At 32.2% G+C, this 13,659-nt stretch carries 8 protein-coding genes; 1 reads left to right on the top strand and 7 read right to left on the bottom strand.

Annotated elements, in window-relative coordinates; all coding sequences use genetic code 11:
* Nucleotides 1-1,542: 1,542 nt before the first annotated feature.
* The 6 genes from TERY_RS26995 to TERY_RS02895 form a co-directional block, all read right to left on the bottom strand.
* Entirely contained in the window at nt 1,543-1,998 is a 456-nt protein-coding gene (locus TERY_RS26995; RefSeq protein WP_081432519.1) for an IS630 family transposase, read from the bottom strand.
* Between the two features lie 8 nt (nt 1,999-2,006).
* On the bottom strand, nt 2,007-2,510 hold the full coding sequence (locus TERY_RS02915) for a helix-turn-helix domain-containing protein (protein WP_011609939.1): 504 nt from the start codon (nt 2,508-2,510) through the stop codon (nt 2,007-2,009).
* A gap of 332 nt (nt 2,511-2,842) precedes the next feature.
* Nucleotides 2,843-4,030, bottom strand: a complete 1,188-nt coding sequence (locus tag TERY_RS02910; RefSeq protein ID WP_011610453.1) for an ATP-binding protein — start codon at nt 4,028-4,030, stop codon at nt 2,843-2,845.
* A gap of 1,039 nt (nt 4,031-5,069) precedes the next feature.
* Complete coding sequence (locus TERY_RS02905; protein WP_011610452.1) at nt 5,070-5,891, bottom strand: PD-(D/E)XK nuclease family protein; 822 nt, start codon at nt 5,889-5,891, stop codon at nt 5,070-5,072.
* Between the two features lie 308 nt (nt 5,892-6,199).
* Complete coding sequence (locus tag TERY_RS02900) at nt 6,200-8,149, bottom strand: DUF3685 domain-containing protein (protein ID WP_011610451.1); 1,950 nt, start codon at nt 8,147-8,149, stop codon at nt 6,200-6,202.
* A gap of 102 nt (nt 8,150-8,251) precedes the next feature.
* Nucleotides 8,252-10,393: a hypothetical protein gene (locus TERY_RS02895; RefSeq protein WP_011610450.1), complete on the bottom strand. Its 2,142-nt coding sequence runs from the start codon at nt 10,391-10,393 to the stop codon at nt 8,252-8,254.
* A 793-nt stretch (nt 10,394-11,186) separates the two neighbouring features.
* Here TERY_RS02895 and TERY_RS02890 point away from each other — a divergent pair.
* A complete protein-coding gene (locus tag TERY_RS02890; protein ID WP_011610449.1) occupies nt 11,187-11,666 on the top strand; it encodes a CRR6 family NdhI maturation factor in 480 nt (159 codons plus the stop codon).
* Between the two features lie 351 nt (nt 11,667-12,017).
* Here TERY_RS02890 and TERY_RS02885 read toward each other — a convergent pair whose 3' ends face one another.
* On the bottom strand, nt 12,018-12,983 hold the full coding sequence (locus TERY_RS02885; protein WP_011610448.1) for a glycosyltransferase family 9 protein: 966 nt from the start codon (nt 12,981-12,983) through the stop codon (nt 12,018-12,020).
* Nucleotides 12,984-13,659: the final 676 nt, after the last annotated feature.

The following is a 13,659-nucleotide window of genomic DNA, read 5'->3' as shown; positions in this document are numbered from 1 at the left end:
TTTTTAACTGCCGTTCAATGCCTAATTATCCCCAGAAAATCCTTGGGTAGTAATGGCTAGTTTAATTCCTTGGGAAAAATATGAAAATGTATATGCAATCTTTTTCTATACCATGCCTAGGAGCACCTAGATTAAATTTTAGAATAGAGTTAGGGGCGTTAATTATTAAATAAAAACTAGATATAAGGGATAGTAAAAAAGTATAATAAATTAAGGAAAACCCCTGTTTACAATAGTTTATTTATCTTAAATTATATAGAAAATAAGAGACTTTTTATGCTTTAATTTTGGTTTATTTTAGAAAAATAATAGGCGCAGATTTAATCAATAAAATTAATTCATATATGGTGAAAAATAAGTAATATGAAGAAAAAAAAAGAACCTTATTAGAAGAGATAAAGGAGTGTAAAAATTAAGGTAAATTAATTTAATATGCCACCTGCACTCCCAGCTATCCGACGGACTTAAATCTATTAAATCATGGCATAATTGAAACCGAAATCATCTAAGATATTCTCTTAAAAGGCTATTAAAAGCCAGTTTTACCAAAAACCCATTACTCACCGTTAAACAGCAAGAAAAAAATATCTAAAGGTAGGCAAAAAAAGACCACGAACTTCTAGGACTATCGGGAAAACCATCAAAAAAAACTGAAATATTTAAGTAAAAACTTAAGTACCCAAAAGGCTATTAATTGAGAATGGTGTCTGTCATAAAAGTTTGAGTATTAGACAATATAAAACATTGTTGGATTTCTGTGAAATTTAGCGTCAACAAAAATTGATGTAAGAGAACAAAGAACAACAAATAGATGAGATAATAGTAAGTTTAAATCAAACTAATGTACATTAAATAGTAACAGTAAAAAGTGGAAAAGATACATAATTTGGAGCCAAAGTATCTGCAAGTTCTATGGATGGATATATATTTTTACATAGAATAAGTTGGAATAACTATAACGAATCTTGAGATTTAAAGGCTGATGTTGAAGAGTGGAAAAACTACATAGGTTATGACCCAGAGTTAGTTAATGCAGACCAAATTTAGCTAACATGAGAAAACCGAAAATTATATAAAGACAAAGGTATTAGAATCAGTGGTTCATTAGGGAATAGCACCCAAAAATATTGATAAAGAACAGAAAAACAAGCTCAGGAGCGATGAAAGATTACGTCACCATATTGAAGGTAAATTTGACCGGCGGCAAAAAAGGATTTAGTCATAAAAAAAGTAATGGCTAACCTTTCTAAAACTTCCACAACTGAAATCGCAATTACTTTTTTTTACTTTTTTAGTAATCAACCTTTCTACCCTCTTAAAAAAGGCTTTTTCTCTTTTTTTATAGTTTTTTGTCTAGTTGTTTTTAATAATTTCAACTTCTAGTTGAATAAATGATAATAATTTTTGATAATATCAATTTTTATTAATACCAATTTCCTAAAGTCCGACTACACATAATGCTTCAAGAATAAAATCATATCCTGTACAAGAAGCAATATCTTTTTGACTAAATCCAGTTAATATATTTCTCAGGATTCTGCGTCAGAAATCTAAGGAATCGAAAACTCGATTTTTCAAGAATTTTTTCACCTCTTTCCACAGTCTTTCAATGGGATTAACTTCGGGACAATAAGGAGGTTGAAATAATAAAATGATGTGATCAGGGATAGATAAATCATTCCCTAGATGCCCTCGCCCGTTATCTAGTTGAATAATATGAATCTCTTCAGGATATGTTTGAGAAAAAAGCTCTAAAAATCTTTCAAAGCAAGGAGTATCTAGATGACTAAATTCATAAAAAAAGGAATCTCCTGTTTTTGGTTCTACTAAACCATAAAGCCATAGATATTTAAATAGCCATTGATATAAACCAATGGGCTTAACACCGCAAGCAGTAATGACTTTACCTGTTATAGTTTTTAATCCAATTCTAGTCTCGTCTTGACACCAATAGCGAATTGGCAGTTGATTTTCCGAATATTTATTAATTAACTTAATTTTCTCTTCTAGTTGAGATGAGAGTTTTTTTTAAAGTTTTCTTGAGCTTCTTTATTTTGTTTTATGTGATTTGGACGTGGAACTTTTAATTTACTTTTTAATTTATATCTGACTAATTGATGAACTGTTCGATAAGACAGCTCGATGTCAAAACAAGTCGTTAACCACTGTTGAATTTCACCATAGCTTTGGAAACCTTCCGGGTTTTGCAATTCTGCTTCTAATTTCTCGATTACATTTGGTGGAATTGAACTTGGCCTCCCTCCTAGATTTTTCTTTGGTTCTAGTAAAAGATTCAGTCCACCTGTACGATATTTCCCTAACCATTTTTGTACTGTGACTCGATTGCGTCCTAACATTATCGCAATTTCTTTTACTGTTTCTACTGTTTGAGTTTTCAACCAGTAAATAGTTTGAAGTCTTTCCTTTTCTTGAGCTGTACTCGCACTTTTTAAAAGTTTTTTGAGAGTTTCTACCGATTCATTTATCTCAATTTTTACTACTCCTGACATGGGGACATTTTCTATAATAGGTTACTTCTAAAAGTGTAGCTTAAGTTTATGAAATTAGTATAAGAATAAATCAACTGTTTTCATACTTTTTTAGAAAACCCTAATTAAACCTATAAAATATTAAATAGATATATGTATAATTTACCTCATCTGGAGAATTAAACTTTAACTTATTTGAAGCTGTATCAGGTAGTAGTAGACTTAACAACTTTTAGAAAAATCCTAAAGTACAAAGTCGTTTCAAAATGAAAGCATTAATGTATAGTAAAAGCTAAAAAGATAATTTTTTTTCTTAATCGTAAGGTATATATTAATTTTTTATTTAATATTTTTTATGAATCAATAGATATTATTTGAGGAACAGGAAATTTCACAGTAAATATTGAACCCTTATTGACTTCACTAACTACAGTAATATCCCCACCCATCATTTTACAGAAGTGACGACTAATAGCTAAACCTAAACCTGTTCCTCCATATTTTCGTGTTGTTGAATTATCAGCTTGAGTAAATGGTTGAAATAAACTATCTATTTTTTCTTCTGATATACCTATACCAGTATCAGCAACACTTAGAATTAACACCTTATCTGTAAAATTACAGTCTCTATTTTGAGAAATAAAATCTTCATCATTATTAGCAACTTTAACTTTCAAAATTATTTTGCCATTTTCTGTAAATTTAGCTGCATTACTCAAAAGATTTAAAATTACCTGACGCATTTTATTAGGATCTGCCATTATCGGTTCTTGGTTATCTTCACAAATTATTTCTAATATATTATTATTTTGTTCAATCAAAGGTTGAATAGTTGCTAAAACATTTTCAATTAATACCATAATATTAACACTTTCCCAGTGAACATCCATCTTACCAGCCTCAATTTTTGAAAGATCGAGAATATCATTAATTATCGTTAATAAATGTTTTCCTGAAGTATGAATATTGTTAATATCGTGAATAAAGTCTTTAGAACCTAAACTATGAGCATCTTCTAGTAAAATTTCACTGTACCCAATAATAGCATTTAATGGTGTTCGTAATTCATGGCTCATATTTGCGAGAAATACACTTTTTGCTCGATTAGCTGCTTCTGCCTCATGTTTTTCTTGCTTTAAACGCTTATTTTCTTTGAGCTGTTGAACATTTTCTAATGTTTTTTGGATTGTAATTTCTAAATCTTGAAAATCTATAGGCTTAGTCAAAAAATCAAAAGCACCTCTATTCATCGCAGACCTAATTTTATCGAGATCATCATAAGCAGAAACAATTACTGCCTTAATATCAGGATAGAAAACTCGAAGATTATCTAATAAAGTTAACCCATCCATTAAGGGCATATTAATATCAGTTAATACTATATCTATATTAACTCCCTCTGACAAAATTTCTAGTGCTTCTATACCATTTGTGGCAAAAATAAAATCCAGCTCTTTTTGTTTTATTTTCTTTCTAAAGCTACGGATGATCAGTGATTCAAAATCTGGTTCATCATCTACAACAAGTATTTTTGATGACATGATATTCTGATTAATAAGCCAACTGTTTTTAATTTATACAACCGTTTACGAAGTTATTAGACAGCTACGTTGATGGTTTAAGAAGCAAGGGATAAGTGGGGACTTTCGATGCAACATTCTTATAGAACAAGAAATATGGGTTGGAAGATAGGGAAAAAACAGTAGTTTTAACTTGCAGTGGGGACATTATCACACCTCTTACATTGAGTCTATGGTGCTAATTTAACTTCTGTAAACTGCCTATCCGACTGCTCCTATACCTAACTTATAACTTTAGCTATACCACGTCAGTCATACCACATTAATTTCTAAATCTACTTCAGGTTACTTGTAACTAATAATTATATGCTATCATATAGTCTTAATACTAATAATTTTGCCTAAATTAACCATAAAATTACTTATTGGGTTTCAGAGTAAAAGTCCAAATTATAGCGGTTTTCACTGTCATTTCAACTTGACTTCTACCCTCAGTTTTCTGGCTTCTAGCTTCTACTTTTAAGCTAATATCTCTGTATTTTTGATTTCTATAGAAATCGGTATAAACAGCTCAATTGCTTAATTTGTTATCTTAGATAAGTATTTGTCCTATATACCCTCTTGCTTATGACGGAGGGCTGGGCACACATAAAGCTATAATGAACGTCGCGCTTTTTTGTCATATTATTATGTATATATATTAGATGTGTTGGGAATTAAGCCTAAAAAATAGCTAAAACCCAAAACAAGTTTATCTTTAAGGGTGTTTTACAAGATCAAAAAAATCTAAAAACTTTATAGAGTAAGCTTTTAAACATTTTAAATTTTTCCACACCCAACAACCCTATTGTCTTTGCGTAAGTACTGAGGAGTTAACAAACTTTAGCAGATATACCTACTGTTAAACGTAATGTCAGGAATTAATAAAGCTAAATCACTAGAAAGGAAACTAGGTAAACCAAAGCCCTTTTTAACCGTGGCATTAGATAAATATGACTTATAATCCAAAATAATATTAATCGTAACCTTAATTTGAACTAGTTATTTTGATAATTTTAGACTAAATTGATATTTCTGGAATGCTCTCTAGATTTAATATAAAACTAGGTTGAATATCTCCAGATTGAACAGATTTCTCTTGGTATTGAACTTCTGAAAAACGTTCACAGTTTCTAGCAAATTGACAATTATCACAAGTATCAAGAATCTCTACCTGAGGAAATTCAACCCCTTCTTGCTGATAATGCTTTAACCATTCATTTAAATTATCTAATATATGTTGTAAATCCTGCTCAGTTTTCTGATGTAGTTTTTGATTATAAGAAAACTTCCATTTATAGGGTAGTTGTTTATTTTTTGGTGGGATAAACCAATAGTTCATCGAAACTTCTTCTGGCAAATAGTTACTTGTTTTCACTAGTGTATAAAGATAGAGACGTGTTTGCCAGTTTTCAGCTATTTTTTCTTTGTTTTGAGGGTAGCTATAAGTTTTCCAATCAAAAATTTGTGCTTGTTGAAAATTAGTAATTAATAAATCATAAATAACTGTCAGAATATAGCCATTAAAATTAATGCTACGATTATACTCAGCTTGACGTAAGATTAAACCATCTTGAGTGTCAAAATTTAATATTTCTGGTGCAGCTTGGAAAAAATTTTCAAAACAATGCTGCATTTCTTGATTTTCTACTATCAAAGATTCTATTGGTAATCCTAATTCTCTTTGTTGCATTAATAAGTGAAACTGGCTTCCCCAATTGATTCTTTCTTGCTCTATGAGTGTTGTCGGTACACTTAAATTATCTAGGTAGAGGTATTGGAATTTGCGAGGACAAGTTGTCAGTAAATTTAGGTGTTGTTGAGAGAGTCTATATTTTGTCATTTTTAGGGAATAGAAAATAGGGAAGATCAGCAATAGGAATTGAAACAAGCAACAAATATTTACCCTGTTAGTTGTACCAGATGAATCACGGGATATGCTGTATTTCCTAACTACTAAAAATTATCATTTTAATTTGCAGATATTATAGCTATTAGTCATACCAATTTAAGTAAAAATATTACATAACTGAGTTATATAAATTCATACAAAAGTCGACAAGTAAGAAACATTGATAGGCTAACAAATTTTCAAGCTTAAACTTAGTCATAGATTAATACATGAATATATAAATGCATGACTTTATAACCCTAGATACTCCCTTTCTGCCTTCTGCTTTGTTCATGATTTCTTCTTGTTTGTCCCATATTATTATTTTTACCAAATCTAGCATCTTGAAAAGAACTACCCACGCCCTGAATAATACCTCTTCCAATTAAACCTATACCACGCCCAATTACTTGAGTTAATAAATACACAACTCCACTGCCAATAAAAGAAATAGTTCCTCTAATACCAGGAGCTATTGCATCACGAGTTTCTAAAAGTAATGTTACTGTTAATGGAATCCCTGATAGTTTTCCTAATTCATGTCTACGGGGTGAATAAATAGATATTCTTTTAATGCCACGTTCATTTAACACAAATAAGAAAAAGTTACTCTCAAAAATTGCTTTTGGTTCCTCTATATATTGTTCTATGCGATATTTCCAAGATAAGCGATTTCTGAACTTTTCAATATCTCGTGTGGATAATAATTGTTGATCATAAAAATATTTTTTAATTTCCTCTACATGGGCAAAATTATTTAATAAAGGTTGGATAACACTGTTAGCAACTGAAATTAATAAATTTTGCAGTAAAGCTTCAGAACGTTCCATAGCTTCAGGAGTACCTACGGCAAAAGATACATTATCAACTAACAAAGGAACTTCAAATAATAAGTAAGCTATTAATTCTTCAACTAAAGGAATTTTATCAAGAATAAACTTATGTACATTATCCGCCTCGTTTAATAAGACTGGCATCACTTCTACTCTAATTTTTTCTGAAAAACAATTGACTAATTCTATGCTATTACTGATTTCTAATTTATGGTATTCATCCCAAAAAAACTGGCTCGTTAATTCCCACAAATTATGTACAATATCATATCTCTTTTTTATGATTTCTTCCTTCAGAGTAGAAGCACTACGTAGTTCATCAAGAAGATCTTCAAACTTACATAAAGCTATATAAATTAGTTCTTTTTTCTTAGAACCTCGCAATATATCAATTTCCATAGGTAACCCACTGAAGTTGATTAAATTAGAATTTAATTTAGCTACTGTTGCTTCAAATACTGCTGTTTGTACATTGCTTTTATCAGTGGAAGTTTGGGAAATAACTTCTGCATTTGTATTCAGAAAAGTTTCCCGATTATTGTTAACTAAACCAATGAGCTTATTAGTTTGTAAATCGGTAATATTTTGTGTTTTTGAGTAGTCAAAATTATCTTCATTTAAATCTATTTGCTCCTGTTTATTATAAGTATTAAAAGACTGACTTGAAAATTGAATTAGTATCCATCTAGCTGTTAGCAATTCTCGGCGTTGCCCAGAAGTTATTGCCATATTGAGTAGAGAAGTTAAATTGTTGATATCTAATTTTTTTTCTCTTTCATTCAGTTGAGATGTTACTTCTGAGAGAGCAGAATCTATTTGTTTTATCCCCGAGTTGCAGATGTTACCAAAAATATTATTAAAAATTTTTTTTATTTGCACTCTTGAATTTAAATTTGCTAGTTTATTAGAGTTTTCTTCTATAGCTTCAACCCCAATAATATTTTGCCAATGATATTGGCCGGACCCTATTTTTCTAATAATAATTATTAACTCAGAAATACTGATTCCTTTTGGACAATAACCATTAACACCTAAATTTTTTACTAATGTCAATAATAGGTTATCTTGTAGATATGTTAATAATAATATTGGTAATTCTGGGTACGAAATTTTAAGTTGTTGACAAAAGTCAATTCCAGAAATTGTAATTTTCTCTGTAGTTTGAGGAAGCAAATTATTGGTTTCTATGTCTAGAATTACCAAAAAATTATTCTCTTGTGTGTTCAAAGAGTGAATAATTTTTAATGCTTTTGAGCCTACTTCTGTCTCAACTACTATTTCTATATCCGAAAACTGCTCACAGGAAAATTTTAACCCCATCCGAAAGATAGGGTCATTATCGATGAGCAGCAATTTTAATGCTGATTCACTATTCATAAATTTGTTTTTGCTTGAGATATTTAAGATTATAATAACCAGTAAAAATTAAACTGAAAGTTTCTTTAATATCTTGATTAAATCTTCAATCTTAATAGTTAATTATTCTTGAAGTAGATAGGCATCTGACCTATTGGAGGCTGGAGCTGGAGATGGGTCTGGGGTAGAATAATAAGACCTCTGTGGAGCAGGGGAATAATATTGGGGACTCGGGGCAGGAGAATAATATTGAGGACTAGAGGCAGGGGAATAAGACCTCTGTGGAGCTGGTGAATAATATTGGGTACTTGGAGCAGGGGAATAATATTGTTGCTCCTGCCTTAGTTGGTATTGTTGCTCTCTGCGAGCTTGCTCAGCTCTTTGTGATTCCCGTATCGCATCTAGTTCAGACTCCCAACGAGATATAGCATCTTGAGCTTCATAATACAAAGTACGTCCATAGCCAATTTTATAAGCTGTGTTAATGGCAGCAGTCAGACTACCTTGCTTGGCCAAGCTATAAGCTTGATCAAGAATTGGTTGATCTTGGGCAATTTGTAGCTCTGTTGTCCATTTATAAATTTCATCCTGAGCTTCCCTATATAGAGCACGACCCTGTTCTATCTGATATGCAACATCAATAGCTTGACCTAGGTTTCCTTCTTTTGCTAAAGCTCTAGCTTCTGCTAATAATGGTGAATCTTCTATAATTTGTACTCGTTTATTCCACTCAGCTATTAGAGTTTGAGCCTCTATTCTCAGTGGACGATCCAAGGCAACATAACTAGCTTGTTTAATAGCTTTTGTATAACTATCAATAGTCTCTTGTTTAGCTAGTTGTTTAGCTAAAATTACATAAGGTCGGTCTTTTATCTTGAGAATATCTTTGCGCCATTTAGCAATTAAGGTTTGAGCTTGGATTCGTCCTGGTTGTTTCAGACCAACCATTTGAGCTTGGTCTATGGCCAATTGTAATGCTGGTGGTTGACCAATGCTGGCGATCGCCTTAGCTAGCTGAATACGAGTTAAGTTGTCTAAATATTGTTGGAGTTGTTTAGCTTGAGTCTGAGCTTGTGTATAATATGGGCTATCTAAAGTAATCTGAGCTGCTACAGCTTTTCCTTCTATGAGATCTACCATATTGGCAATTTGAGACTCTCCCTCAGATTTGTTCCAAGTTGCTGCTTGAGCATGGCCTAGTAATATTAAGTCTTTAGCTTCTTTTTTCAGTTTATGCCCTGAAGGAATATATTCGATAGCTGTAATGGCCCCTTCTATATCTTTTTCTTCTATATATTCAGTAGCAATTTCGATTAAGGTACGAACCCACTGTTGAATATTTTTCTCAGCTTCTGCTCGAATATAAAGACTAGGGTCTATTTTGTTGGCTAAAGCGATCGCTTCTCCATATTCGTCTACTGTTTCTCTGTATATCAAATAACGAGCATCTTTAAGGATTTGCCAAGCCTTTTTTTCCAATACAATGCGCTCTAATAATTCTCTATACTTATTAGTTTGCCAGTAAACATTATCTAGCTTTGACATGGTCAAGGAATAATCTGAAGCTTTATTCCAATTCATAGCCTTTATAGCTTCTGTAGCTTTGTCATAGAAAGATTGACCTTCTATCCATTGTTTTTTCCAATCTGTTACTGCTTCTTCTACCCTAGGGTAAGCCGGACTATCTTCCGGAATTTTCTCTACTGCATTTAGAGCTCCCTGTAAGTTCCCTTTTCTAATCTTTTGATAAGCAATGGAGATGATTAACTTTGTCCATTCTCCTGTCATTTGTTGACCCATTTGATAGAGGGGGTGTTCTTCTGGCCAACTTTCTACTAAATTGAAAGCTTTTTCTAACTCTTCTAGATCTCGTGACTCGGCCGCTTTGTTAGCGCAGTAAAGTCGTTTGCCATCTGATGATAATGGTGAAATTTTTTCGCAGTTTGGTTCGGCAGGGATAACCAGTAACCACAGAAGTGCTACACCAGCTGTAATTCCAAAGCTAGCTGCAATACTCCACCACTTTAGTTGCCATCCCCAATATTTTTTTTTGTCTTTTCTTCCTTGAAATTCTATTAATTTTTGGGAATTTTTTTGGGGTTCAACTTCTAAGTTATCGTTTTGTTCTTCCTCTAAAGGTTTTGAAGTAGTATTTACCGCTTCTGTTTCTACTAGAGAATTACTATTATAGCTGTTTACTCCATTTTCAGAGGAGCTATCAGAACTTGCCTCCAGGTTTTTTGTTTGTGAATTTTCTAATGACATAAGGAAATTTATTCTGCAAATGGTAATAATTTTTAAGCAGGTGAGGATAATTTGCTGAAATAAATTTTTTAGCCTTTTCCATCACCCAGAGTATTTTTAACACCTCTAAAGGAATACTTTAACTTAGGTTTAGGTTCAAGAATTTCCAAGGAGTTGATCAAAGCTAAGGGTTTGGTAGTTTTAAGAGCTGATTTATTAAGTAGATATTAAAAAGCTAAATTTATTGCTACCCTTAAATTTTGTGCAATTTTTTGTCCTGTACACCCCAAATTACTAAAATCTAGGCAGGATAAAAATCCCAGCTAAGTTTTTCAATCAGCTCTAAGTTAAAAATATTTACTATAGCAAATTTACCACTTATTGAATGAAAGTCATTTTTTTGATTATTAGATAATCTTAAAATAATTCGCTTAAATGTTTTTCAGTTAAAACTATTTGTTTTTTTGTTCTACCATAAGGTAGACATTTATTATAAATTATTCTTGATTGTATCACTCAGCAAAATTTTAGATATCATCCTATTATACTCTTGGGTTGAAAAATTATTTATCTTTAATTTTTTACCGTTGTTGTGCAGAATATAGACAGAACTAACCTCAAAATTCTATACAACAGTTAGTAATTTTGACTCAATGTTGATGTTTCAATTTTTAATTTTCAATAGTCAGGGCAATTGTACATAAACATCAATAATTTGTCTTGTATCTAGGCAGTTTATGTAAGAGTGTGGCTTACTTAAGAATCCCACATTTTTTTGACAACAAAAGGAACTTTATAATTATCTACAACCAGAATGACAATTACGATCACTGTTAATACTGAACAGATCCATAACTTAGATTTATCCCCATTTGAAGGTGTAATTTATCCAATACTTAATGAAGGAACGATCGCCTCTTCTGAACAGCAGCTGAATTTTGCCATTAACTATTACCAAGAACCCCAAGATCCAAGGGAACTTTCAGAAATTCCAGAAGTGCGTTTATGGTTTATCCGTTTAGACAGTTGTTATCCTTGGTTGCCATTTCTGCTCAACTGGAAAATGGGAGAGCTGTCTCGCTATACTGCAATGCTTGTACCTCACCAATTTCATCGAACTGAAGGTATCCAATATAACCCAGAAGCATTAGAAATATTTTTGATGCACAAAATTTTTATTTTGAGAAACTGGTTAAATAAACATCATATTTCTAGTAAATCCAGATTAATGTCCATGTCTCAAATGTTGGGGTATGATTTGACAGAGGAATTTTTTGTATCAATTCCAGACTAAAGGCAATCAATAATATGATATATCTGAGGAGGGAGATAAATATAAGTGGGACAGGATGCCCACCCAAAAATATAAGGAATAATGGGACAAAAATCACCAGGGAGGCAGAAAACAAATTGAAATATAGACAGGCCTTGGGCTTTGACGTTAAAAAGGTATAAATTAGGATATAAGTAAAGGTTCAAGATTTTTTAGGGCATCGACATAATTCCCTGGTATATACTAGTTTTGAAACATTTTTTTGACCAGAACATACTTAAGAAACACCATAATGGCATTAAACCTTTTCTACAAAATTATTAAAATCATTGCCTATCTATGCAGAGCCGAGAATATTTCCTCTTTCCTTGTTTAACCCTCTGTGCCCCAAATTTTCTGTAAGACTTGCTGGGGTAAGATATCTGCCATTTTCCCAGTAGAAGATTTAACTGCAATTACCCGATCGCTCTTGGGTAATAATTTTTTTGGATCTGTTGGACCAAAAAGAGCAATAGTATATGTCCCAACTGCCACTGCTAAGTGCATTGGCGCACTATCAGTGCATAACATTAAATTGGCTGCCGCAATAAAAGCAGCTAATTTACCCACATCCCCAGGTATGACTATTTTTACATCTCGAGAAGATTGGCTAATTTCACTGCTCCAAGCTCCGTCTTCAGGACCTTTAACCAATACTACTGGTAAGTTAGGTTGTTTCTGTTGCAGTTGAGAAATAATCTCGAGCCAGTAATTAGTAGGGTAAATTTTATCAATACCTTTAATCTGAGCTAGTTTACTCGAACCACCATGAATCAAAATATACCCACTTTCTGCAACTCCTAATCTTTGCTGTTCAGCTTCGGCCCAAGCAATATCTTTCTTGAGCACATTAATTGAGATTCCTTTAAAAGTAGTATTAATATTCATCCCTTGCAACAAATCATGGTACATGTGGGCTGCATATTGTTCAGTTTTCAGGGGTATAGGGTCTGAGAGGAATATTCCTCCATTACCTGCATAACCTACCCGTTTAGGAATTCCTGTTAACCATAACAATAAGCCAACTGTCCAGCGTTGTCCCAGGGAAATTACAGCTTCGTATTCGCGATCGCGCATTATACCTAAGAGGTTGCCCCAGTCGGCGAGACTATTGGCATCTTTAAAGTCGTAGGTTAGAACATCTCGCACTGACTTACAGACTTGATATGCACCCTTCGAACGAGGTTCTACAATTACGTCAATTTGAGATTCACGATAGGATTGTTTAAGGTCATCAAGAGTAGGAAAGAATAAAATTTGGTCGCCTATTCCACCTGGGACAAGGGCTAGTATTCTCATAATTTTTAAGAGTTAAAGTTAATTATCAGTTCAATTTTAAGTAAAGTATGATGAATATTATATGTAAATACAGTTAAATATAAGCATTTGCAACTCAAGTATAGAAGTCTGCTTATTTGCAATGGCCCAGTTCTGTACTGGAAAAGTTTAAGAAAGTCGAATATTTGACCAGAGTGCGAAAAACTTCAAATAACTTAACTATTTTCAAATAACTGCAAAGATTAACAAATTATCTGATGCAATTTTTGGCTGGTCACCAAACATCTTCAATAAAGTTTTACTCTGAGGCATTGGGATAAAATTTTGTACAATTTATCCACTATTCTACTTCGGGTTTTTCAGCTATTTTTTGTCATTAAATATTATCGAAATTCTCTCAAATTATGATCAGTGGATCCATCTACAAATATTTCTCGTCTTTTTACCTGCTTTGATTTCTGTCAATAATTAAATATTTTTTTATCGTATTTTCATTATTTTTCACTTCTTTTTAAGAGCAGCAAATTCTTGGCTTTGAGATTTTAAAGCACCAGAATAAGTAGGTATTTCTCTTTCATTTTTGAGCAAAATGTTGATTTTTTTATCTGTTATTCCCCAAGCAGAACCTAAAATATATCTGCATTCCCTAGTAAAAATTCCTTAATCATAAACACTGTATGCTTTTCATATTTTCGAC

Origin of the sequence: Trichodesmium erythraeum IMS101 (genome assembly GCF_000014265.1) — a bacterium.
GTDB lineage: Bacteria > Cyanobacteriota > Cyanobacteriia > Cyanobacteriales > Microcoleaceae > Trichodesmium > Trichodesmium erythraeum.
This window is presented reverse-complemented; position numbering and strand designations above follow the sequence as displayed.